This window comes from Bradyrhizobium sp., assembly GCF_050014615.1.
Taxonomy (GTDB): Bacteria; Pseudomonadota; Alphaproteobacteria; order Rhizobiales; family Xanthobacteraceae; genus Bradyrhizobium.
Genome location: NZ_JBEKCZ010000002.1, coordinates 36,301 through 59,098, shown reverse-complemented (window position 1 = coordinate 59,098; position 22,798 = coordinate 36,301). Strand labels below are relative to the sequence as shown.

Annotated in this window: 18 protein-coding genes; 11 read left to right on the top strand and 7 right to left on the bottom strand. The window is 61.9% G+C overall.

The genetic code is table 11. The features are described from left to right. Nucleotides 1–7: 7 nt before the first annotated feature. The 4 genes from ABR948_RS00740 to ABR948_RS00725 all read right to left on the bottom strand — a co-directional run bounded on the left by ABR948_RS00740 (nucleotide 8) and on the right by ABR948_RS00725 (nucleotide 4,865). A complete protein-coding gene (locus ABR948_RS00740; RefSeq protein ID WP_428113257.1) occupies nucleotides 8–1,366 on the bottom strand; it encodes a PQQ-dependent sugar dehydrogenase in 1,359 nt (452 codons plus the stop codon). Nucleotides 1,367–1,510: 144 nt separating this feature from the next. Then, nucleotides 1,511–1,891, bottom strand: coding sequence for a DUF779 domain-containing protein (locus ABR948_RS00735; RefSeq protein WP_428113295.1), 381 nt, complete (start codon nucleotides 1,889–1,891; stop codon nucleotides 1,511–1,513). A gap of 92 nt (nucleotides 1,892–1,983) precedes the next feature. Continuing rightward, nucleotides 1,984–3,504 carry an aldehyde dehydrogenase gene (adh, locus tag ABR948_RS00730; protein ID WP_428113256.1) on the bottom strand — a complete coding sequence of 507 codons (1,521 nt, stop codon included), beginning with the start codon at nucleotides 3,502–3,504 and terminating at the stop codon, nucleotides 1,984–1,986. Between the two features lie 386 nt (nucleotides 3,505–3,890). Then, entirely contained in the window at nucleotides 3,891–4,865 is a 975-nt protein-coding gene (locus ABR948_RS00725) for a DUF2325 domain-containing protein (RefSeq protein WP_428113254.1), read from the bottom strand. Nucleotides 4,866–5,485: 620 nt separating this feature from the next. On the opposite strand from ABR948_RS00725, the gene ABR948_RS00720 reads away from it, so the two are divergent. Beyond that, on the top strand, nucleotides 5,486–6,979 hold the full coding sequence (locus tag ABR948_RS00720) for an aldehyde dehydrogenase family protein (RefSeq protein ID WP_428113252.1): 1,494 nt from the start codon (nucleotides 5,486–5,488) through the stop codon (nucleotides 6,977–6,979). Between the two features lie 394 nt (nucleotides 6,980–7,373). Next, entirely contained in the window at nucleotides 7,374–8,387 is a 1,014-nt protein-coding gene (locus ABR948_RS00715) for an NHL repeat-containing protein (RefSeq protein ID WP_428113250.1), read from the top strand. 97 nt (nucleotides 8,388–8,484) lie between these two features. On the opposite strand, the gene ABR948_RS00710 is transcribed toward ABR948_RS00715, so the two are convergent. Further along, nucleotides 8,485–9,972, bottom strand: a complete 1,488-nt coding sequence (locus ABR948_RS00710) for an aldehyde dehydrogenase family protein (RefSeq protein ID WP_428113247.1) — start codon at nucleotides 9,970–9,972, stop codon at nucleotides 8,485–8,487. Nucleotides 9,973–10,089: 117 nt separating this feature from the next. Here ABR948_RS00710 and ABR948_RS00705 point away from each other — a divergent pair, with 117 nt between their 5' ends. Together ABR948_RS00705 and ABR948_RS00700 are read left to right on the top strand one after the other, a co-directional pair. Beyond that, nucleotides 10,090–11,175, top strand: a complete 1,086-nt coding sequence (locus tag ABR948_RS00705; protein WP_428113246.1) for a substrate-binding domain-containing protein — start codon at nucleotides 10,090–10,092, stop codon at nucleotides 11,173–11,175. A gap of 59 nt (nucleotides 11,176–11,234) precedes the next feature. After that, nucleotides 11,235–12,536, top strand: coding sequence for a PQQ-dependent sugar dehydrogenase (locus ABR948_RS00700; protein WP_428113244.1), 1,302 nt, complete (start codon nucleotides 11,235–11,237; stop codon nucleotides 12,534–12,536). Between the two features lie 30 nt (nucleotides 12,537–12,566). Here the strand turns inward: ABR948_RS00700 and ABR948_RS00695 are convergent, their stop codons facing one another. Continuing rightward, the gene (locus ABR948_RS00695) at nucleotides 12,567–13,451 is read right to left on the bottom strand and encodes a LysR substrate-binding domain-containing protein (protein ID WP_428113243.1); all 885 of its coding nucleotides are present in this window, start codon (nucleotides 13,449–13,451) and stop codon (nucleotides 12,567–12,569) included. Nucleotides 13,452–13,616: 165 nt separating this feature from the next. Between ABR948_RS00695 and ABR948_RS00690 the strand changes: the two genes are divergently transcribed. Together ABR948_RS00690 and ABR948_RS00685 are read left to right on the top strand one after the other, a co-directional pair. Next, nucleotides 13,617–14,525 carry a haloalkane dehalogenase gene (locus ABR948_RS00690; protein ID WP_428113240.1) on the top strand — a complete coding sequence of 303 codons (909 nt, stop codon included), beginning with the start codon at nucleotides 13,617–13,619 and terminating at the stop codon, nucleotides 14,523–14,525. Between the two features lie 130 nt (nucleotides 14,526–14,655). Further along, complete coding sequence (locus ABR948_RS00685) at nucleotides 14,656–15,861, top strand: ABC transporter substrate-binding protein (protein WP_428113238.1); 1,206 nt, start codon at nucleotides 14,656–14,658, stop codon at nucleotides 15,859–15,861. Between the two features lie 35 nt (nucleotides 15,862–15,896). On the opposite strand, the gene ABR948_RS00680 is transcribed toward ABR948_RS00685, so the two are convergent. Beyond that, nucleotides 15,897–16,895, bottom strand: a complete 999-nt coding sequence (locus tag ABR948_RS00680) for a TRAP transporter substrate-binding protein (protein ID WP_428113293.1) — start codon at nucleotides 16,893–16,895, stop codon at nucleotides 15,897–15,899. Between the two features lie 196 nt (nucleotides 16,896–17,091). Here ABR948_RS00680 and ABR948_RS00675 point away from each other — a divergent pair, with 196 nt between their 5' ends. From ABR948_RS00675 to ABR948_RS00655, 5 genes are all read left to right on the top strand, one after another. Further along, complete coding sequence (locus ABR948_RS00675; RefSeq protein WP_428113235.1) at nucleotides 17,092–18,264, top strand: CaiB/BaiF CoA transferase family protein; 1,173 nt, start codon at nucleotides 17,092–17,094, stop codon at nucleotides 18,262–18,264. Then, nucleotides 18,261–19,190, top strand: a complete 930-nt coding sequence (locus ABR948_RS00670) for an HpcH/HpaI aldolase/citrate lyase family protein (RefSeq protein WP_428113233.1) — start codon at nucleotides 18,261–18,263, stop codon at nucleotides 19,188–19,190. Before ABR948_RS00675 ends, ABR948_RS00670 begins: the two co-directional genes overlap by 4 nt. A 185-nt stretch (nucleotides 19,191–19,375) precedes the next feature. Next, the gene (locus ABR948_RS00665; protein ID WP_428113231.1) at nucleotides 19,376–20,890 is read left to right on the top strand and encodes a 4-hydroxyphenylacetate 3-hydroxylase family protein; all 1,515 of its coding nucleotides are present in this window, start codon (nucleotides 19,376–19,378) and stop codon (nucleotides 20,888–20,890) included. A gap of 59 nt (nucleotides 20,891–20,949) precedes the next feature. Further along, nucleotides 20,950–21,531, top strand: coding sequence for an amino acid synthesis family protein (locus ABR948_RS00660; RefSeq protein WP_428113229.1), 582 nt, complete (start codon nucleotides 20,950–20,952; stop codon nucleotides 21,529–21,531). A 12-nt stretch (nucleotides 21,532–21,543) separates the two neighbouring features. Then, nucleotides 21,544–22,740 (top strand): amidohydrolase family protein, encoded by a 1,197-nt coding sequence (locus ABR948_RS00655; protein WP_428113227.1) that lies wholly within the window; start codon nucleotides 21,544–21,546, stop codon nucleotides 22,738–22,740. Nucleotides 22,741–22,798: the final 58 nt, after the last annotated feature.

Here is a 22,798-nt window from a genome sequence, read left to right as displayed (position 1 = left end):
AGCAACCCTAATGGGTAATTCGCCAGATGGTGCCGTTGCTGTCCTCCGAGACAAGCAACGCGCCGTCGTGAGCCACAGCAACGCCCACCGGACGTCCCCACACCTCGGAGTCATTGACCACGAATCCGGTGACGAAATCCTCATAGGCGCCGGTCGGGATACCGTCCTTGAGACGGATGCGAACGACCTTGTAGCCTGTGCGCCTGGATCTGTTCCATGAGCCATGCTCGGCGGCAAAACCATCGCCGCGGTATTCGGCTGGAAAGGCGTTGCCGTTATAGAATGTCAAACCAAGAGAAGCCGAGTGCGGCTGGATCAGGACGTCGGGAATGGTGACCCTGCCCTTCAGATCAGGGCGTTCACCGGCGTGACGTGGGTCCTGATGGTCGCCGATGTAAAACCAGGGCCATCCATAAAAGGATCCTTCACGCACCCGGGTGACATAATCAGGGACAAGATCATCCCCCAGACCATCGCGCTCATTGGTCGAGCACCACACGTCCGCGGTGACGGGATGAATGGCGAGACCGACGCAGTTGCGAATACCGGTGGCAAAAATGCCGGGATTCTTTCCGTCGGGATCGAAGGCCAGCACCGCGGCGCGATCGGTCTCATCGCCCCAGCTTGCGCCCAGCGGATGCTGATCGCTCCACGATGGCAGGCCTCCCGGCGGAGCCCTCATTCCTTCGGCATCATTGCTCGCAGAGCCGACCGATATCAGCATCCGCCTGTTGTCGCGGGTGAAGGCGATATCCCTGGTCCAATGACCCCCGCCGCGGGGCAATTCCGCGACGACGATTTCGGGCTTGCCGGACGCCTTGAGGTCGCCCGGCCGGTAGGGAAAGCGAACCACGCTGTCGGTGTTGGCGACATAGACCCATCGCGGATTGTCACCGCTCGGAAAAAACGCGATCCCGAACGGCCGGTTCAGGCCGCTGGCGTAGACCTCGTTGACGGTCGGCTTTGAGCCGCCGTCCGGGGCGCGCAGGACGCGAATCCGATCCGCATGGGTTTCCGCGACGAAGACGTCGCCATTGGGAGCGACCCGCATGATGCGCGGACCGCTCAATCCATCGGCGAACAGCTCTACCTTGAATCCGGCCGGCACCTGTGGAATCGCGGAGACCGGTCGCGGAACCGATCGCGGGCCATTGGCGACCGAGGACGTAGCGCCCGGTTTGGGCAAATCGGCCGCGGTCAAATGCCTGGTGAGGCCAGGCTTGTCGGCATGCCAGTCGCCGAACGCTTCCCGTCCCGCCAGCGAGGGCCCCGATTGGGCTATAGCCAGGCTTATCAAGCCCAGGCCTGTTAACCCAAAGCCTGCCAGCACCGCGCCGACTTTGCGCCAATCGAGCGGCTGTCGCATCCATTCCTCGCCGGGTGGTCATGGTCATCGATGCGCTCATCATCGCATTCGATGCTGACCGCACCAACCATCAAGCACTCTCCCGCGGCGTTTTGCTGGATCACGTTTTCTTTTCCAGGCCGTGATCGGGACCCGGCAGACGTTTTACGCCGCGCGCGCCGGCGGCCCTGCCGCTTCCAGTTCGGCAACCTCTTCATCGCTGAATACGCGGCTGCGCGTCAAAAACCGGACGCCTTCCGGCGCTTCCACGGAAAATCCCGACCCGCGTCCGGGCACCACGTCGATGATGAGCTGGGTATGCTCCCAATATTCGAATTGGGCGGCTCCGATGTAAAACTTGCAGCCGGCGATCTCCCCCAGCAGCACGTCCTGCGGCCCGACGCGAAAATCGCCGGCCGGGTAACACATCGGCGATGACCCGTCACAACAGCCGCCGGACTGGTGGAACATCAGGGCACCGTGCTGGCCCTCAAGGCGCGCCACCATTTCGGCCGCCTTGTCGGTGATCTCGACCCGCTTGACCATCCCGCGCGATCCCTTGTTTGCCAATGAATTCACAGGCGCGGGTCCCTCCCCCGCGCCTGTGAGCTGCGTTGATCTCAGAACAAGCCAAGATCTCAGAAGAAACCAAGCGCCTTGGTGCCGTAGCTCACCAGCACGTTCTTGGTGTTCTGATAATGGTCGAGCATCATCTTGTGGTTCTCACGGCCGATACCGGAGGCCTTGTAACCGCCGAAGGCGGCGTGAGCCGGATAGGCGTGATAGCAGTTGGTCCATACCCGACCGGCCTGAATGGCCCGGCCGAAGCGGTAGGCACGGTTGCCATTGCGGGTCCAGACACCGGCGCCAAGCCCGTACAGCGTGTCGTTGGCGATGGCGAGCGCCTCGTCGTCGTCCTTGAACTTCGTGACCGATACCACCGGGCCGAAGATTTCTTCCTGGAATACCCGCATCTTGTTGTTGCCTTCGAAGATCGTCGGCTCGACGTAATAGCCTTCGGCGATTTCGCCGCCGAGCTGGGCACGTTTGCCGCCGGTCAGCACTTTGGCACCTTCCTGCTTGCCGATGTCGAAGTAGGAAAGGATCTTCTCAAGCTGGTCGTTCGAGGCCTGGGCGCCGATCATGGTGGTGGCGTCGAGCGGGTGACCCTGTTTGATCTTCTTGGTCCGGGCCACGGCGCGTTCCATGAACCGGTCGTAGATCGACGCCTGAATCAGCGCACGGCTGGGACAGGTGCAGACCTCGCCCTGGTTGAGGGCAAACATGGCGAAGCCCTCGAGCGCCTTGTCGAAGAACTCATCGTCGGTGTCCATGACATCGGCGAAGAAGATGTTCGGCGACTTGCCGCCCAGTTCGAGCGTCACCGGAATGATGTTGTCGGAAGCGTATTGCATGATCAGCCGGCCCGTCGTGGTCTCGCCGGTGAAGGCGATCTTGGCGATCCGCTTGTTCTGCGCGAGCGGCTTGCCGGCTTCGACCCCGAAACCATTGACGACGTTGATCACGCCGGGAGGCAGGATGTCGGCAATCAACTCCATCACGACGAGAATGCCGAGCGGCGTCTGCTCGGCGGGCTTGAGCACCACGCAATTGCCCGCGGCAAGTGCTGGCGCCAATTTCCACGTCGCCATCAGGATCGGGAAATTCCAGGGAATGATCTGACCGACGACGCCGAGCGGCTCGTGATAGTGATAGGCGACGGTCTCGTGATCGATCTCGGAGATGCCGCCTTCCTGGGCCCGCACGACGCTGGCGAAATAGCGCCAGTGGTCGACCACCAGCGGCATGTCGGCATAGGTCGTCTCGCGGATCGGCTTTCCATTGTCGAGGGTTTCGACCAGCGCCAGCAATTCCAGATTGGCTTCCAGCTTGTCGGCAATCTTGTTGAGGATGTGGGAGCGTTCCTGGACCGAGGTCTTGCCCCAGGCGTCCTTGGCCTTGTGGGCGGCGTCAAGCGCGAGCTCGATGTCGGCTGCAGAGGAGCGCGGAACCGAGCAAAGCCTTTTACCGGTGACGGGGCTGGGATTATCGAAATAGCGCCCCTCCTGCGGAGCTACCCATTTACCTCCGATGAAATTTTCGTAGCGCTCTCGGATCAGAACCTGTTTGGAAACTTTCTCGATCGCTTCATGATACATGAACGTTCTCCCTGTTGCGCGCCATTTGGCGTCGTAGCGTTGTTGATTTACGGGCAGTCACTACTGAGGGCGTTGCCTCGACCACAAACCGGCCTGCACAGGACCGGTCTTGCGTATTTGAGGTTCTTTGACCTCGGGCATCGCTGTCTTTCAGGATCTAATGCGAGCGCGCCTGCGGTCGAGTGTGCTCCCGGCCGAATGGGCCGTCAACGTTATATTCCTCCGAATACTTCGATGTCGGAAGCACGATTATTTCAATGCCGTCGAAAATGCCGGGGTGCGTGGTCTGGCCGCGGCTTGGGGCAACCGACGTGAGCCGGAACCCGGCTGGTCATCGGCCGTGGTTTCCCGTCGCTTTTCAGACTTTGGCATTCAGACTTGGGCATTCAGACTTGGGCCAGCTGAGGGCTGTGACGGATATCGCGATGGCCGATGGCGGCGATAAAGCTTGCCACACTTGCGGTTCGAAGCGGCGTGAACGACTTATGTCCGTCGCGACAATACTTTTTGATGTGCCCGACAGCCGAGTGGCTGATGCAATCCATCGGAAAGAAGGTGGCATCGGCACGGCTGATCAGTCCCGGCAGCGCCGCCAGATTTTCTTCAATGCCGCCGTCGTGGGAAAGCAGCGTGCCCCCCCGTCTGGTGACAGCCGCCTTCAACTGATCGATCAATCCGGGACGCCCACCCACATATAGCACGGTTACGCCAAGCAGGTCGTGCTCAACTTTCGCGGCGGGCTCGTCTGCATCATCGATCCTGAGTTCGGATTCGAGTGCGATGACTTCGCGTTGAAGCTGGTCGTTTTGCTTGTTGAGAGCCGCCGCAAATTTGCGGGCCTTTTCGACCTGGCTTTCGAGTTCCGCCACCCGCGCGGCCAATGTGCTCGAATGGGCCATCTGCGTATCCAGCCGCTGCAGCAGCGTGGCGGCGGTGACCGCACCCGAAATCAACTCAGCGGCGGTTCGCTCAGTGGCTTCGCGCCGGCGGACCTCCATTTCGAGGCCTTCGACCTTGCGCAAAAGTCCCGCGCGCTCCCGGGCGCTCTCGGACAGACGCGTCTGCTGTCGTGAAATCTTCTCGTCGCGTTCGCCGAGGTCACGCTCAAGCGTACGCAGTCGCGCGATATCGATGCGGTTGGACGAGCCAACCATATGCGACAGTATGTGCACCTGGCCAAAAGCCTCTTCGACAAGAGGCCGATCGGTCGCAGGATGGGTGAGGACGGCCCAATAACCGCCGGGGATATTTCCCTGTTCGAACGCCTCAAGCCAGAGCTCTCTTGTCTCCGCCGCGCTGGAAGCTTTGGCAAAACGCCGGATCGACGCCTCATGGCGGTTGTCCAGCATCTTGTTCAGCAATTTTCCGACCAGATCGTGCTTTCCGGCGCTGCGAACCCCGCGCCCATGCAGAATGTTATCCGAGGCCGTTCTGGCGTCGGCGTCCCCAAGCCTGACGAAGAATTGGCGCAACTCGGCGGCCGAGAGGCATGTTCCTATAATGGAGCAATGCAGCGACGGCGCGATATCCCAGATTTTGGACCTTCGGCCCTTGGCGTCGGTCGCAACGAGGGGCGACAGATCGTTTTGCCGGCGCGGCAACAGGATACTGGCCCCGGCCCGATGATGATGGACAACCGACAAGTCAGACACGGAATAGTTCCAGACACGTCATATTCATATAGATATAACGATATCCCGCATTCCGTCCGCTGGCAATACGTCGGGAGACCGGTCCAGGACGTGAAATACCGCCCAATCAGGCAGTTGAAACCCGCAATACCTGCAAAAGACAACAGTCGAACGGCTTGAGAATGAAGTCTGCAGGCCTCCGCGAAATAAGCATATGAGGTTCGCGTTCGCAGGTGCTTGATCTGCCCGCTGGCGCCTTTACCTCTTCGCGAAGTTCGATGTACTCTAAATGCCTCAGCGAATTTCCAAAGGTCTTTGCAAAAGGCCCACTATCAAGGGAGCGGAACACCATGAACATAGCGCAACCCGTCTCGATCGCGCGCCATCCCTACGCCGATGGTTCCTACAAGAAGATGCTGATCGACGGCAAATGGATCGACGCCGCATCCGGCAAGCGCTTCGAGACGCACAATCCCGCGACCGGCGAATTGCTCGCCACCGTCGCCGAGGGCGATGCCGAGGATATCAACCGCGCGGTCGCGGCCGCCCGCCGGGCTTTCGAAGGACCCTGGAGCAAGGTCAAGCCGTTTGAACGGCAGAACCTGCTGCTCAAGCTCGCCGACCTCGTCGAGAAGAATTTCGAGGAGTTGTCGCAGCTCGACACCCTCGACATGGGGGCGCCGATCACCCGTACCCGCGGCAACAAGCAGCGCGTGCTCGGAATGCTGCGATACTATGCGGGACAAGCGACCGCGTTGCATGGCGAGACCATCGAGAACTCGCTACCCGGCGACATCTTCTCCTACACGCTGAAGGAACCCGTCGGCGTCGTCGGCGCCATCATTCCATGGAACGGCCCGCTCGGCGCCAGCGTCTGGAAGATCGGCCCCGCCATCGCCACCGGCTGTACGGTGATCCTCAAGCCCGCCGAGGAAGCACCACTGACCTCGCTGCGGCTCGCAGAGCTCGTGATGGAAGCAGGCATCCCGCCCGGCGTCGTCAACGTGGTGCCGGGATTCGGCGAGACCGCCGGCGCCGCACTGGCGTCGCATCTCGGCGTCGACAAGGTCGCCTTCACCGGCTCGCATGTCACCGGACAGTCCATCATCAGGGCATCCGCGGGCAATCTGAAGCGGGTGTCGCTCGAATTGGGCGGCAAATCGCCCGACATCGTCTTCGCCGACGCCGACCTCGAGCAGGCGGTGCCGGGCGCGGCGATGGCGGTGTTCGCCAATTCAGGCCAGATTTGCAGCGCCGGCACCCGGCTGTTTGTCGAGCATCAGGTGTATGACGAATTCGTCGGCCGCGTCGCCGAATACGGCAAGAAGCTGCAGGTCGGCAACGGCCTCGACCCCAACACCCAGATCGGGCCGCTGGTGTCCGAGCAGCAAATGGAGCGCGTCTCCGGCTATCTCGACATCGGCCGCCAGGAAGGCGCTCGCGCGCTGGCCGGCGGCGCCAGGCTGACCGAAGGCGCGCTGTCGAAGGGCTACTTCGTGCCCCCGACCGTATTCGCCAACGTGCAGGACAATATGCGGATCGCGCAGGAGGAGATTTTCGGACCGGTGATTTCGGCGATCTCGTTCAAGGACAGCGACGAATTGATCCAGCGCGCCAACGCAACCACGTTCGGGTTGGGCAGTGGGGTCTGGACCAAGGACGTCAGCAAAGCGCATCGCGTCGCCAAGGCGCTTCGCGCGGGTTCGGTCTGGGTCAATTGCTATCAGGCGATGGACCCGGCGGTGCCGTTCGGCGGCTACAAGATGAGCGGCTATGGCCGCGAGTCCGGCAAGCAACACCTGGAAGAATATCTCAACGTCAAGGCGGTGTGGATCAAAACCTGATACGCGGACCGATAAGTCCTTGCAGGAGACGCAGCCGAGCGCGTTTCTTGAGAGCGACGCTTTGTTCAGCGGCGTGTGACCTGGTTCACATAACTCACCGCGAGGCGATGCTACCAACGCCTCACCGGACATTTCCCCGTCCGGGCAGTCCCCCACGGCGAAGTCGTCAAGCGATCATATTCCGCTTGGCGGCTTTGTCATTTTCACGTCGTATTTATTTTTATTGCAGCGCCCAAAAAGCATCCCCTACAATTCAACATCGGGTTAATTCTGGGCTGCCATCGTTGGATCGTGGCCCTTCCCTGCGCTCGCGTAACGCAGCGACCGATGGCTGGTGATGATCGGCCCCTGAGACGTTACCTCATTCAACTCATCACGATCAGGGATATCAATCATGAAACAAGAACACAGCGTTGCTTCAAGCTCGCGTGCACAGGGAGAATTGCTCAAGAGCTTTTGCGTACGTGCGCTCGGCACGGCCGGATTGGCCCTCATACTTGGTGTCGTGCCAGGCGGCATGGCGCATGCCCAGACCACACCGGTCGGCGTTCCCGACAAGAGCTTTCCGGAAAGTCTGACATCCACCAAGGACGGCACACTCTATGTCGGCAGCTTCAACCTTGGCGGTGTGGTGAAAGCCGCTCCCGGCGGAAAGGCCGAGCAGTTCATCAAGCCCGGCACCGCCGGGAGTCGCTCGGTGCTCGGTGTGCTAGCCGACGAGAAGAGCGGCACGTTATATGTCTGTTCAAACGATATAACGGGGTTTGGCGTTCCCGGCCCGAGCGACACCAAGGGGGCCTGGCTGAAAACCTTCGATCTCGCCAGCGGCGCACCGAAGGGCAGCTTTCCGCTCAAGGATCCGAAATCGCTGTGCAACGACATTGCCGTCGGCGGTGACGGGACCGCCTATGTCACGGACTCGTTCACGCCCATTGTGTACGGCCTGAAGCCGGGTGGCACGACGCTCGATGTCTGGGCGAGCGATCCAATGTTGGCGCCGGCCAAGGATGGCGTCGGCCTCGACGGCATCGCGGTCGGAGCGGACGGCAATGTCTATGTCACGACCTTTATCCCGGCTGCGTTGTTCAAGATCGAAGTCAAGGATGGCAAGGCCGGCACCGTCTCCGCGCTGAAGACGTCACGCCCACTCGACCACGCAGATGCCATGCGCGCATTCGGTGACAACTTCCTGTTGATCGAGGGTGCCGGCAGACTGGATATGGTCACGATCAAAGGCGACGAGGCGGAGATCGAAACCGTCAAGGACGGCTTCGCTGAGCCGGTCTCCGTGACGCAGGTCGGCAATACCGCCTGGGTCGCGGAAGGCAAGTTGTCCTACATTATCGGCGATAACAAGGAAAAGGATCCGGGCCCGTTCACGATCAAGCCTGTCTCGCTGACGAAGTAAGGCGCGATTTGTAAAAGCAAAAGTATGACGCGAAAACGCGGGCCACACGGCCCGCGTTTGATCTTTGACGGCGGCTCTGCTGCGAGAGCTGATACCCTCAGACGTTGAGGTTCATCCAGACGGCCTTCGGCTCGGTAAAGTTATCGATCGCCGCGGTGCCGTGTTCCCGGCCGAGACCGGAGTCGCGCTCGCCACCCCAGGGTAACCGTACATCGGTATAGCCATAGGTATTGATCCAGACGGTGCCGGCCCTCGCCTTCCTGGTGAAACGCTGCACCCGGCCCATGTCGCGGCTCCAGACACCGGCCGCGAGGCTGTAGGCTGTGCCATTGGCGATCCGCAGCGCGTCGGCTTCGTCACGAAACTTGATGACGCTGACCACCGGACCAAAGATTTCTTCCTGCGAGATGCGCATCTCGTGTTTGACGTTGGCGAACACCGCCGGGCTGATGAAGTAGCCGCGGTCGCCGACGCGCTGGCCGCCGGTCGTGAGCGAGGCGCCCTCCTTCTGGCCGATATCGACGTAATCGAGGATGCTCTTCATCTGCTTTTCGGAAATCACCGGGCCCAGTACCGTCGCGCGATCGCTGGGATCGCCGATGCGCAGCGCCTTCGCCCGTGCCGTCAGCCGCTCGACCACCTCGTCATACGCCTTCTCCTGAACCAGCACGCGCGAGCCCGCCGAGCACACTTGCCCGGCATTGAAGAAGATGCCGGCGGCCGCGGCCTTCGACGCCGCATCGAGATCGGCATCGTCGAAGATGACATTGGCGGACTTGCCACCGAGTTCCAGCGATACGCGTTTGAAGTTGCCCGCCGCGCCGCGCATGATCCCGCGGCCGACGCCCGGCGATCCCGTGAACGTGACCTTGTCGACGTCAGGGTGATTGACGAGCGCTTCCCCCACGGTCCGGCCGGGACCTGTGACGATATTGAGCACACCCGGCGGCAGGCCCGCTTCAAGCGCGAGTTCACCGATGCGCAGCGCCGACAGCGACGTCAGTTCGGCCGGCTTCATGACCACCGTGCAGCCGCACGCCAGCGCCGGCGCCAGTTTCCACATCCCGATCATCAGCGGGAAGTTCCACGGCACGATCGCGGCCACCACGCCGACGGGCTCGCGCACCGTATAGGTCAGCGCGTCGTCGCGCGTGGACACGACTTCGCCGCTGATCTTGTCCGCCCAGCCGGCATAGTAAGTCAGGGTGTCGATGGCCGCCGGCAGATCCTGCCGCAGCACCGCCGAGATCGGCTTGCCGGCATCGAGACTTTCCAGTTCGGCGATTTCGTCCGCATGCTGCTTCAGAAGATCCGCCCATTTGAGCAGGATGTGACCGCGTTCGGCGGCACGCATCGTGCGCCACGGACCCTCAAAAGCGCGGCGCGCCGCAGCCACCGCGTGATCGACATCGATTTCGTTGCCTTCCGCGATGGTGGCGATGACCTGTTCGGTCGCCGGATTGAGGGACTTGAAGGTGCGCCCCGAGGCGGACGGAACCCGACGGCCATCGATCAGCAGCAGCCGGTCCTTGGCGGCCGGCGCGACGGGCGAGGTATCGCGTGAATAGTCATATGCAATTGACATCATATTTCCTCCGGTTCTTGTTGTTTAATGTAGGAGGGTATTTCCAGTATAAAATATGATATTGTATGCCTATGGATCAGACATATATGAAGTAAAATTCATAACATTGGCGCGCACATGTTGGATATTGAAATCGAGACCGTCTGGCGATTTCGCAAGGAAGGCAGCCCGCAAACCGCCGTGGTGATGCTCGGGATCCTCAACGAGATCCGAAAAACCGGAAAGCTGACCAGTGCTGCGGCACACGCCCATCTTTCGTACCGGCATGTCTGGAATCTGGTCGAGCAATGGTCCGATTTTTTCGGCGTGCCGCTGGTCGAAACCCATCGCGGCAAAGGCACCAGGCTGACGGCCTTCGGCGAAAAACTGGTCTGGGCCGGAGAGCGCATGCAGGCGCGTCTCGGTCCGCAACTGGAAAACCTGGCGCAGGAACTCGCCACCGAGATCAAGCCGTTTCTGCATCAGCGGCCTTCCGTCATCCGCGTTCACGCCAGCCATGGCTTCGCGGTCTCGAAGCTGCGGGAGCTGCTCGATCGTGAACCCGGCATCGGCGTCGACCTGCGCTATGTCAGCAACCAGAATTCCCTGGTGTCGCTGGCGCAGGGCGCCTGCGACCTCTCCGGCGTGCATCTGCCGCGCGGCGAATTGCGCGCCCAGGGGATCCAGGCTTGCAAGGAATGGCTCGATCCCCGCGAGGACCGGGTGATCAGTTTCGTCACACGCGAGATGGGACTGATGGTCAAGCGCGGCAATCCGCTCAAGATCGCGTCACTGCAAGACCTCGTCGAGCGCAAGGCCCGTTTTGTCAATCGCGACCACGATTCGGGAACGCGGCTGTTGTTCGACCAGCTACTGGCCCTGCACAGGATCGACCAGGCCAGCATCAAAGGTGGGCAGCAAATGGAATTTACCCATGCCGCCGTCGCGGCCTATGTCGCCAGCGACATGGCGGACGCGAGTTTTGGTGTCGAGGCCGCGGCGCGGCAATTTGGATTGGATTTCATCCGGCTGCTGACGGAAGACTATTTCTTTGTCTGCAAACGCGCCTTTCTTGAGACCGAGCCGATGCAGCGTGTGCTCGACATCATGAAGGGCAAAGAATTTCACGCCGCCATCGCCACGCTGCCCGGATATATCGCCGCCAACACCGGCGCGGTCAGTTCGGTGAAGGAATTTCTGGAGAGTATGGATGCTGGCCGGTGACAAGGTTTTAACGCGAACTGGCGTCGGATAGTGTACGCGCGATCAAACAGGGGAATGACATGAGCTTATCCGGTATTTTTGCGCGAATAGTCGCGCTGATCGGCGCCGCCGCGCTGCTGTGGCGCCGGCTTCAGGGCGTCGCGCCTGAGCCGGCCTGGGGCAACGCGCCGGTGGTCCCGGCGGCGAAGCCGCAAGGCATGCTCCCGACGCTCAAGATGCCGTCAGCCAAAGGATGGAGCGACGGGCAGGTGCCGGTGGCGGCGCCGGGGCTCAAGGTCAATGCGTTTGCGACCGGGCTGAAACATCCGCGCTGGATCAACGTGCTGCCCAATGGCGACGTCCTCGTTGCCGAGGCTAATCAGGTCGCGGGACCGATCAGGAGCGTGTTCAGCTATGCGATGCAGGCGACGATGCGGCGTGCCTCCGCCCTCGGCGTCAGCGCGAACCGCATCACATTGTTGCGCGACGCCGATGGCGACGGCGTCGCCGAAAAACGCGAGACTTTTATGGAGGGATTGAACCAGCCGTTCGGCATGGCGTTGCTGGGCGACACATTCTATGTCGGCAACACCGACGGCGTGGTGGCCTTCCCGTATACGACGGGCGCGGACCGGATTAGCGCGACAGGGCGCAAGCTCATCACCTTCAAGCCAAGCGGGCACTGGACGCGGAGCCTGCTGCCGAGTCCCGATGGCCGGAAACTCTATGTCGGGGTCGGCTCGCTCAGCAATATCGCCGAGAGCGGCATGGAAGTAGAGGAAGGCCGGGCTGCGATCTACGAGCTCGATCTGGCTGATGGCTCCAGCCGCATCTTTGCCGGAGGCCTGCGCAACCCGGTGGGCCTGGCGTGGGAGCCGCGGACAGGCACACTCTGGACCGTGGTCAACGAGCGCGACGGCCTCGGCGACGAGACACCGCCGGACTATCTGACCTCGGTCCGCGACGGCGGTTTCTACGGCTGGCCTTATTGCTACTGGGGACAGACGGTGGACGATCGGGTGCCGCAGGATCCTATCGCGGTCGCAAAGGCGATCACGCCGGACTACGCGCTGGGCGGACACACCGCGTCGCTGGGCCTATGCTGGTTGCCGGCCAATACACTTCCGGGCTTTCCGGAGGGCATGGCCATCGGCCAGCACGGCTCCTGGAATCGCAGCACGCTCAGTGGCTACAAGGTCGTGTTCGTGCCATTCGCGAATGGGCTCCCGTCCGGGCCGCCGCGGGATATTCTGAGCGGGTTTCTCGCACCTGATGAGCGGGAGTCATATGGACGGCCGGTCGGGGTAACACTCGGTGCCGACGGCTCCGTTCTGGTGGCGGACGATGTCGGCGACGTGATCTGGCGCGTCACCGGCGCATAGCAGGACTGAGCGAGCCCGCGGGCGTCGCCATCACGCGCGACGCTCGTCCGAGACTGCCTGCAGTATCCAGGAGCGGAATGCCGAGATATTCGCTCGACCAACATTCGATCTCGGCACGACCAGATAATAGGCGAACCCCTCGAGCAGCGCTTGCGCACCCACCGCGACCAATCTGCCATCCTCGATATAGGATTCGACCAAAGGCGCCGGCAGCAATCCCGCGCCCTGTCCTGCGAGTACGGCGGTCCGCAGCAACGCCGGATCGTCAAATGACGGACCGCGTACCGAGCCCGGATCGTCCACGCGCTGACTAGCAAACCACTTCGCCCAGCCGCCTCGATCGGCGTCGTGAATCTTGGGCCAGTCGACCAGCGCCCCGGCGTCGGCGGGATGGCCAAGGCGATCAAGCAAGACAGGGGCGGCCACCGGAATAACCGGCGGCGCCATCAAGAGATCGCTCACCATGCCGCGATATGAGCCAAGGCCGTGCCGGATCGCGACATCCGCTTCGCCCGACGTCAGATTGGCGAGCGTCGTCGCTGCGATGATCCGGAGATCGAGGCCGGGATGGCGCGTGTGGAAATCACCAAGCCGCGGCACCAGCCAGCTCTCGGCGAAAAACGGCGCGACGCTGACCGTCAGTAATCCTCCATGGGGGTCGCCACGCACTCTCTCGGCCGCGTCGGCGATCAAGCGGAAAGCGTTTCGTACAGGCGGCAATAACGCCTGCGCCGCCTCGGTCAGCGCGATGGCGCGGTTGTCGCGCCGAAACAGCGAGGTGCCGAGATCGCTTTCCAGGCCCTTGAGCAATTGACTGACCGCGCTCGGCGTGACGCACAGCTCCTCGGCCGCATGTTTCATGGACAGGTGGCGAGCGGTTGCCTCAAAGGCACGCAAACCATTTAGCGACGGCATTCGCATTAGTTTTACTTATCTATCTGAGTTAGAAATGCTCGTTTTTAACCTTGGAACATCGACACTATCTGTCAAGTTATAAGCTTCATATCTCATCGCGCTGCGAAGCTGCTCCGGTGAGGACAGAGATATATGATTTAGAAAAACTTACTATAGGAAAGACTCATGAATACCGCAAACAACATCTCGACCGAAAACGACAGCTTTCGTCGATACGTCACGGTACACGGCGTTCCCATGGCCTATGTCGATGTCGGTGCAGGCGATCCGATCGTTTTCCTGCACGGCAACCCGACGCCCTCGTATCTCTGGCGCAACATCATTCCGCATGCGCTGCCATTCGGCCGTTGCCTGGCGCCGGATTATCCCGGAATGGGAAATTCGGGCGCCGAGCCCAATGGCGCCTATCGGCTCGCCGATCAGCAACGCTATGTCGACGGCTGGTTCGACGCGCTCGGCCTCAACGAGAACGTCATCCTCGTCGTGCATGACTGGGGTTCGGCACTGGGCTTCGACTGGGCGCGGCGTCACCCCGAGCGGGTCAAGGCGATTATCTACATGGAAGGGATCGTGCGCCCGTTCCGATCATGGGACGAGTGGCCGCAGGCGACCCGCGCCTTCTTCACCGGCCAGCGCAGCGACGCCGGCGAAAAGATGATCCTGGAACAGAATCTGTTCGTCGAATATCTGCTGCCGCTGCGCGGTATCTCGGCCGAGGCAATGGAGGTCTATCGCAGCCATTGGCGCATTCCCGGCGAGGCGCGGCGGCCGATGCTGGCCTGGACGCGTGATCTTCCGATCGCCGGCGAGCCGGCCGACGTCGTGGCCGTCGTCGAGCAATATTCGCGCTGGCTGTCGACGAGCTCGATCCCCAAGCTCTTCATCAACGGCGATCCAAGCGGCTTCCTGATCGGACCACAGCGCGAATTCTGCCGAGGCTTTCCAAATCAACAGGAAATCACTGTTGAGGGCGCCCACTTCCTTCAGGAGGATTCCCCCCGTGAAGTCGGCGAGGCGATTGCGCGATTCATCGCCAAGGTGCTTGCGAGCGGGTACCGCGAGGAAGCGGCCTGATAGCCGATCTTCATCCTCTCGGGATCCGATCTTCCGGGGGCATCGGACGCCTTGCCCGCGCTCGATAATTCTGACTGAATGTCTTCAATCGGCGCAGACCGAGATCGCAAGACATCCGGGCAGGAAATCCATGAATCGCAAACCCATCGTTCGCGCGCTGATCGCGCTCACCTTCTCTATATTGCCGGGCGTCGCCATCTGCGCCGACACCGATCCCGTCAAGATCGGTGTACTCGCGGATATGAGCGGCGTGTATGCCGACATCGGCGGGCAGGGCTCGGTTGAAGCGGTGAAGATGGCGATCGAGGATTTCGGCGGCAGCGTGCTCGGCAAGCCGATCGAGGTGGTCTCCGCCGACGGACAGAACAAGCCCGATGTCGCATCCGGCATCGCGCGCAACTGGTATGATTCCGGCGTCGACGTGATCACCGATATTCCGGCGTCCGGCATGGCGCTGGCGATCATGCAATTGTCGAAAGACAAGAAGAAGATCGCCATGGTGACCAGCGCCGGCAGTTCCGACATCACCGGAAAATCGTGCTCGCCCTATACCGCGCACTGGACCTGGGACACCTACGCCATGTCGCACGGCACCGGCGAAACCATCGTCAAGCGCGGCGGCAAGGACTGGTTTTTCATCACCGCCGATTATGTGTTTGGCCAGACGCTGGAGCGCGACACCGCGGCGGTGGTCACCGCGAATGGCGGCAAGGTGCTCGGCTCGGTCAAGCATCCGCTCAACACCTCGGATTTCTCGTCTTATCTGCTGCAGGCGCAATCTTCAGGCGCCAAAATCATCGGCCTCGCCAATGGCGGCGCCGACACCACCAACACCGTGAAGCAGGCGATCGAATTCGGCCTGCCGAAGTCGGGCGCGCAACTGGTGGCGCTGATCGCTTTCATCTCCGACATCCACAGCCTCGGCCTCAAGGACGCGCAGGGCCTGATGCTGACCGAGGCGTTTTACTGGGACCTCGACGACGCCACGCGGGCCTGGTCGCAACGCTTTTATCAACGCAACAAGCGGATGCCGAGCATGACCCAGGCCGGCGCTTATAGTGCTGTTACGCATTACCTGAAAGCGGTGAAGGCGGTCGGCAGCAAGGACGCCGACCAGGTGATGGCGCAAATGCGGGCCACGCCGATCGACGATTTCATGACGCACAATGGCACGCTGCGCATCGACGGCCGGGTGCTGCGCGACATGTATCTTTTCCAGGTCAAGAAGCCTGAGGAGTCGAAGGGCGAGTGGGATCTCTACAGACTGGTTGCCACCATTCCCGCCGCCGAGGCATTCCGGCCGCTCGGCGATGGCGGTTGCCCGCTGGTCAGGTAACCACCGCACCGCCACCGGATGCCGCGAGGACGGATTCAGCTCCCGCCCGCGGCCTCCTTCTGGAATTCGGCAATTAGATCCTTTCCGATGCGCGACGCCATCTCATCCGCCACCGGCTGCATGGCCTTCATCCATTCGGCCTTTTCGTCGGCTGTCAGTTCGTAGAAGGTCATGGTGCCGGCCTTCTTCATCGCGGCGATCGCGTCATCGTTCTCCTGCTGCGCGATCCCGTTGGCATAGTCGGTCGCCTCGTCCATCGCCTTTCGCACTTGTGTGCGGATTTCGTCGGGAAGCCCGTCCCAGAATTTCTTGTTCACGATGACGGCGTAGCCGACATAGCCGTGGTTGGACATAGTTGCGTATTTTTGAACCTCGTGCATCTTCTGGGTAAAGATGTTTGAAGGCGGGTTTTCAGCGCCGTCGACGACGCCGGTCGACATCGCCTGATACACCTCGGAAAACGCCATGGCCTGGGGAATGGCACCCAGCGCCCGCATCTCGGCCTCAAGCACCTTCGACGACTGAATGCGCATTTTCATGCCATGGAAGTCGGCGACATGATGCAGCGGCTTGTTGGCCGTCATGATCTTGAAGCCGTTGTCCCAGTAAGCGAGGCCCTCGATGCCCTTCGGCGCCAGCTTGGCGAACAGATCCCTGGCGACCTTGCCCTTGGTGACGCGCGCGAGCGCCGCCTTGTCGGGGATGATGTAAGGCAAGTCGAAAACCTCGAATTCCTTGACACCGAGCGGGCCGAATTTCGCCAGCGACGGCGCCAGCATTTGCACGGCCCCGAGTTGCAACGCCTCGAGTTCTTCCTTGTCCTTGTACAGGGTGGAATTGGGAAACACTTCGACCTTGACCTTGCCGCCGGTGTACTTCTCCGCCAGTTCCTGGAATCTCAGCGCGCCCTTCCCTTTCGGCGTGTCCGGCGCGACGACATGGCTGAACTTGATAATGATCGGCTGTTGGGCACTGGCCTCGCTGCAGATCACCATCGCCACCGCGGCCAAGGTCAACAGCATTGTTTTGCGCATAAATGGCTGCACGTCCGGGTTCCTTCCCTGATTTGTTATCGAACGCTGTTGATCAGCGCTTACGGCGCAACCCACCAATCCGGATTATCGGCTTGATAATAAGGCCTGCCAATGCGAGCTATCAGTCTCGTCATGTCAGTCTAGTCATGGCCATCCGGCCGCGCAACTCGTCGCACATTCTTCTGGAGAAGATGCCATGAACGCAGGACAGTCCGCTTTGCCCCTGTCCGGCATCACCGTCGTTTCGCTCGAACAGGCGATTGCCGCCCCGCTCGCCAGCCGCCATCTCGCCGATTGGGGCGCGCGGGTGATCAAGATCGAGCGCCCGGGCAAGGGCGATTTCTGCCGCGATTACGATTACGTGATGAACGGAATGTCGAGCCAGTTCGCCTGGACCAACCGATCGAAGGAAAGCCTCGCACTCGATGTCAAAAGCCGCGAAGGCAAGCAGGTGCTGGATGCGCTGCTGCCGCGGGCGGACGTGTTTCTGCAGAACCTGGCGCCGGGCGCCGCCAAGCGGCTCGGCCTCGATGCCGCGACACTGGTCGAACGTTTCCCTCGCCTGATCGCCTGCGACATTTCCGGCTATGGCAGCGGTGGTCCCTACGGCCAGAAAAAGGCCTACGACCTCCTGGTCCAGTGCGAGGCGGGATTTCTGTCGGTCAACGGCACCCAGGAGCAGCCGGCGAAATGCGGAATCGCCGTGGTCGATACCGCAACCGGCATGTACATTCTAAACGGCGTGCTGATGGCGCTGTTCAACCGCGAGCGTACCGGCAAGGGAATGGCCTTCGAAGTGTCCTTGTTCGATTCGATGACGGAGTGGATGAGTTATCCGGCGTATTACACCGAAGGCGCCGGCAAACCGCTGGTGCGCACCGGCACGCGTCACGCGACGATCGCGCCTTACGGCCCGTTTCGCGCCGGCGACGGCGGCGTGATCTTCTTCGGCATTCAGAACGAACGCGAATGGACCGCGCTCTGCGCGCAGGTGCTTGGCGACGCGGCGCTCGCCCACGATCCGCGCTTCTGCACCAACCCGCAGCGCATGCAGCATCGCGATGCGCTGGAAGCGCTGATCGAACAGCACTTCGCACCATTTTCGGCCGAACAAGTGATGCAGCGCCTCGAGCAAGCGTCGATCGCGAATGCCAACATGAATACCGTCGAAGCGTTCCTGGAGCATCCGCAGCTTCACACCCGCGATCGCGTTCGCAAGGTCGGATCGCCCAACGGACCGCTGACCAGTTTTCTGCCCGCGATCACCATCCCCGGGGTCTCCCCTGTGATGGGCGACATTCCCGCCGTGGGCGAGCACACGGAGGCGATCCTGGCCGAACTCGGTCTGCCGCGGATGGCGCGCACATGACCGCACCTCGATTGACCCGAAGCTATCTCGCCGTACCGGCGCATCGCGCGCGGCTGGTGCAGAACGCGGCGGCTTCGGCCGCCGATGCGGTGTTCATGGATCTCGAGGACGCCGTTCCCGTGGCCGAGAAAGCCACCGCGCTGGAAGCCGCCGCGGATGCGTTGACCGCGCTCGATTGGGGCCGAAAAACCGTTTCCGTGCGGCTCAACGCCATCGACAGCCCGTCGATCCAACATGAGATCGAACGGCTCGGCGGTATCGAGCGATTGGATGGCTTTATCGTGCCAAAAGCCGAAGCCGTGAGCGATGTCGCGACCATCGGTCAATGGATCACCGCGGCCGCGGGCGCGCGCCATGCGCCTGTCGAAATGGAATTATTGATCGAGACCGCACGCGGTTTGGTCAATGTGGAGGCGCTCGCGGCAGCGGGCGGGCTGGTGAGCGCCCTGCATCTCGGCGTCGGCGATTTCGCGGCCTCCATCGGCGCCCGGAGCGCCGAAATCGGGGCCTCGCCGCCGGGCTACCGGCATGTCGCCGGCGCGGCGGAAGGTTATCAGGAGGTCCCGCTCGATCTCTTTGCCTATCCGATGATGCGGATCCTGGTTGCCGCGCGTGCCTTCGGACTGCGCGCCATCGACGGACCATGCGGCGCCTTCCGTGATGCCAGGGCCACGGCCTCGGCCGCGATGAAAGCCGCCGCGATGGGCTTCGACGGCAAGCAGGTCATTCATCCCAGCCAGATCGAGATCACCCGCGACGCCTTCATTCCTTCCGACGCGGAGATCGCCTACGCGCACCGCGCCATCGCCGCGCTCGAGGAAGCCGAGCGCAACGGACAGGGCGCCGTCACGGTCGATGGCAAGATGATCGATTACGCGAACATCCGGATGATCCGCCGCCTGCTCAGTTTCCGGAATTCTGAGTAGCCAGTTGAAATAAATCTGCCTCGGCCAATGGGAGCGCACGCACCACGCTGTGCTCCCCCGCGACCACGAACATATCGTCCCAAAATTGGCTGTTGAAATAGCTTCTAAAGTTAGCTATTGTTTGATGCTATTACGCACCGTGCGCGGCTGGATTGAACTGGCGCGCCATGCCATGGAGCATCGCGATGGCGGGTTCTGAACCGACGAAAACCGTCTCCGTGAAGAACGGCGCACAGCACATTCAAAGCGTGCGCGACGGCCGATCCGTCTATCTGAACGGAAAGCTGGTCCATGACGTTTCGGAGCATCCGGCCTATCGAAACGCCGTGGCGTCGGCAGGGGCGCTGTACGACTACCAGTCGGCGCCGGACAATCTCGAACGCATGACCTTCGATATCGGCGGCGGTCGGCGCGTCAATCGGTGCTGGCAGTTGCCGCGGAGCTATGACGATCTGGTCCAGCGCCGCAAGGCATTGGCCGAATGGGCGGAAGTATCCTGCGGCTTTCTCGGGCGATCCCCGGACCATGTCGCATCTTCGATGTCCGGCATGATGATGGGCATAGAGGTCCTCGACCGGCACGATGAAAAGCGCGGCCACGCCTTTCGCGAATGGTTCGACTATGTTCGCAACAACGATATGTTTCTCACCTACGTCATCAATAACGTACAGGGCGACCGGTCCAAGGCGTTCGGGGATCAGGGCAAGGGCGCCGAGGACATGGTTGCCCGCATCGTCGACCAGGATTCGTCGGGCATCACCATCCGCGGCGCCAAGCTGTTCGCGACCAGCGCGATCATGGCGAACGAGATCTTTGTGAGTTCCGGACAGCCTTTGAAGCCCGGAGAGGAGCATCTTGCTTTTTCGTGCGCGCTGCCGATGGCAACAAAGGGCATCAACATGCTATCGCGCAAGTCGTTCGAGGCGCACGCCGTCAGCGAGTATGACAATCCGCTGTCCTATCGTTTTGATGAAAACGATGCCCTGGTGTTCTTCGATGACGTCAAGGTTCCCTGGGAGCGCGTTTTCGTGCTGCGCGATACGGATATGTGCCGGGCCCAGCTTCACGACACGCCGGCCCATGTGTACCAGAACTATCAGGCCCAGATCCGGCTTTCGGTGAAGCTGCGCTTTCTGGTCGGCCTGGCCCGGGGCATTGCGCGCACCATCGGCACCATCAATTTCCCGCCTGTCGTGGACGTGTTGGGCAAGCTGGCATCGCAGGCCGCCCTGATCGAGGGGATGGTATTGGGCATGGAGGCCGGCGGCGCGATGCGCGGCGAGTATTTCCTCCCCAACAAGCATCTATTGTACGCGGCTCAGGTGCAGTCGCAGGAGATGTACCCGGTGATCATCAGCACGATCAGGGAACTGGCGGGCGGCGCGCTGATGATGCTGCCCTCTTCCGCCGCCGACTTCGACAATCCCGATATCGCGCGCATGATTTCGCTGACGCAGGTGTCTCCGGTCATGAGCGGCGAAGATCGGGTCAAGCTGTTGAAACTGACCTGGGACGCCGTCGGATCCGAATTTGCTTCCCGTCATCTGCAATACGAAATGTTCTATGCCGGAGCTCAATTCGTCACCCGCAGTCACAGCTACCGCACCTATGATTGGGATCGCGCGGCAGCGATGGCAACGCGGATAACCGATGGTTATACCCTGGCGGATTCTCGGGTGAGCGCAGGTCAGGCGGCCTGATGCCGGACGCGATTGCTTGCCGAATTGATCCGTGACTTCAAGGTTCACGAGAGGCTCCCATGAAACTCGATATTCGCCGCCTGTTGTCCCTCTGCGATCACAAGGAAGTCGAGGCCGGTCAGCGCCATGCCGTGCCGCTGCGGCGCGTGGCGGCCATCGCTATCATCGGCAATCCCTATGCCGGAAGATTTGAGGAAGACCTGTCGGAGGCGATCGCGGCAAGCGCGGAAGCCGGCCGCGTTCTGGCGAAACTCGCGATCGACGCCATGGGTCCCTACAAGACGGAAAGCTACGGCAAGGGCGGCGTCGTCGGCCTCGGCGGCGAACTGGAACACGTCAACGCGATGCTGACGACGACGTTCGCCGCGCCGCTGCGTGACGCGGTTGGAGGCGCGCAGGCCTGGATCCCCTCCTTCACCAAGCTCGCCGCGCCCGGCAGCCAGATCGATATTCCCCTGGCGCACAAGGACGCTCTCTATGTCAGATCGCACTACGACGGCATGACGATCACGCTGCCGCCGGATGCGCCCGGATCGGACGAAGTCGCGCTCATCGTGTGCCTCGCCAACCGGGGCCGGCTCAATGCGCGCGTCGGCGGCCTGGCCGCGAAGGATATCGTCGGCAAAGACGGCCTGCGATAATTGGAGGACTGTGTGCGTACCGCGATTGTCAATATCCGCACCATCGTCACCGGCGACCTGAAGCAACCGTTCGCGTCCGGCGACGGCATTCTGCTCGAAGACGGATTGATTTCCGCGATCGGCACGCTGTCGTCCGACACCGTTGCGGGATGCGACGTCGTCGTCGACGCGGCCGGCACGACGGCGATCCCCGGCCTGATCGACAGCCATGTCCATATCACGTTTGGTGATTACACCCCGCGCCAGCGTGTGGTCGGATATCTCGAAAGCTACCTGCATGGCGGCACCACCACCTCCATCACGGCGTCGGAAGTGCACGTCCCCGGCCGCCCCAAGGATGCCGCGGGAGTCAAAGCGCTGGCGCTGGCCGCGCGCGCCTGCTTTCTCGACTACCGGCCCGGCGGGATGCGTGTCCACGCCGGCTCCATCATTCTCGAACCCGGCCTGACCGAAGCCGATCTCGCCGATCTGGTTGCACAAGGCCTGTGGCTGGCCAAAGCCGGCTTTGGTGCCTTCGCAACACCTTTCGAATACGCTCCGCTGATGCAGGCCGCTCGCCGGCTGGGAATGGTGACGACCATGCACACCGGCGGATCCTCGATTCCCGGCTCTTCAGGGATCTGGGCCGAGCACGTGCTCGCCTCCAATCCCTGCGTGTCCTTCCACGTCAATGGCGGCCCGGTGGCGATGCCTGAAGCCGGCTTCGCGCGGCTGGTGAACGAAAGCGATATCGCGCTGCAACTCTGCACGGCGGGAAATTTGCGCACCGCGCTGTTGACGGCGAAATTGCTGGACCAAGCGGGCCAACCGGAGCGGCTGCTGATCGCGACGGATACGCCGACCGGCAGCGGCATCATGCCGCTCGGCATGTTCTATACCATCAGTCACCTCGCGAGCCTCGGCGGCATGCCGCCGGAACAGGCCATCGCGGCGGCGACCGGGAACAACGCCCGGGTCTACCGGCTGAACTCCGGATTGCTCGGAGCAGGCAAGGATGCCGACGTCGTCTTGATCGACGCCTGCGCGGGCGGCTCTCAGCCCGACGCCCTCTCCGCCCTGCGCAACGGCGACGTGCCGGCGGTTGCCGCCGTTTTCACCGACGGCGTGCCGCGTTTCGTTGGCCGCAGTCGCAATACGCCCGCATCGACCCGAAACGTCAGGGTTGCGCACTGCGCGCTGCCGCGCGATTTTTCGGGAGCCGCTCACTGACCTCGATGTACGGAGAATCACTGTGTGCAGCGATTGTAGCCGTCAAGATAAACCGCCA

Bases quoted from the DNA above. Each gene is read 5' to 3' on its own strand.
- ABR948_RS00740 (WP_428113257.1), bottom strand. From the start codon at position 1,366: ATGCGACAGCCGCTCGATTGGCGCAAAGTCGGCGCGGTGCTGGCAGGC.
- ABR948_RS00735 (WP_428113295.1), bottom strand. From the start codon at position 1,891: ATGGTCAAGCGGGTCGAGATCACCGACAAGGCGGCCGAAATGGTGGCG.
- adh (WP_428113256.1), bottom strand. From the start codon at position 3,504: ATGTATCATGAAGCGATCGAGAAAGTTTCCAAACAGGTTCTGATCCGA.
- ABR948_RS00720 (WP_428113252.1), top strand. From the start codon at position 5,486: ATGAACATAGCGCAACCCGTCTCGATCGCGCGCCATCCCTACGCCGAT.
- ABR948_RS00715 (WP_428113250.1), top strand. From the start codon at position 7,374: ATGAAACAAGAACACAGCGTTGCTTCAAGCTCGCGTGCACAGGGAGAA.
- ABR948_RS00710 (WP_428113247.1), bottom strand. From the start codon at position 9,972: ATGTCAATTGCATATGACTATTCACGCGATACCTCGCCCGTCGCGCCG.
- ABR948_RS00705 (WP_428113246.1), top strand. From the start codon at position 10,090: ATGTTGGATATTGAAATCGAGACCGTCTGGCGATTTCGCAAGGAAGGC.
- ABR948_RS00700 (WP_428113244.1), top strand. From the start codon at position 11,235: ATGAGCTTATCCGGTATTTTTGCGCGAATAGTCGCGCTGATCGGCGCC.
- ABR948_RS00695 (WP_428113243.1), bottom strand. From the start codon at position 13,451: ATGCCGTCGCTAAATGGTTTGCGTGCCTTTGAGGCAACCGCTCGCCAC.
- ABR948_RS00690 (WP_428113240.1), top strand. From the start codon at position 13,617: ATGAATACCGCAAACAACATCTCGACCGAAAACGACAGCTTTCGTCGA.
- ABR948_RS00685 (WP_428113238.1), top strand. From the start codon at position 14,656: ATGAATCGCAAACCCATCGTTCGCGCGCTGATCGCGCTCACCTTCTCT.
- ABR948_RS00680 (WP_428113293.1), bottom strand. From the start codon at position 16,895: ATGCGCAAAACAATGCTGTTGACCTTGGCCGCGGTGGCGATGGTGATC.
- ABR948_RS00675 (WP_428113235.1), top strand. From the start codon at position 17,092: ATGAACGCAGGACAGTCCGCTTTGCCCCTGTCCGGCATCACCGTCGTT.
- ABR948_RS00670 (WP_428113233.1), top strand. From the start codon at position 18,261: ATGACCGCACCTCGATTGACCCGAAGCTATCTCGCCGTACCGGCGCAT.
- ABR948_RS00665 (WP_428113231.1), top strand. From the start codon at position 19,376: ATGGCGGGTTCTGAACCGACGAAAACCGTCTCCGTGAAGAACGGCGCA.
- ABR948_RS00660 (WP_428113229.1), top strand. From the start codon at position 20,950: ATGAAACTCGATATTCGCCGCCTGTTGTCCCTCTGCGATCACAAGGAA.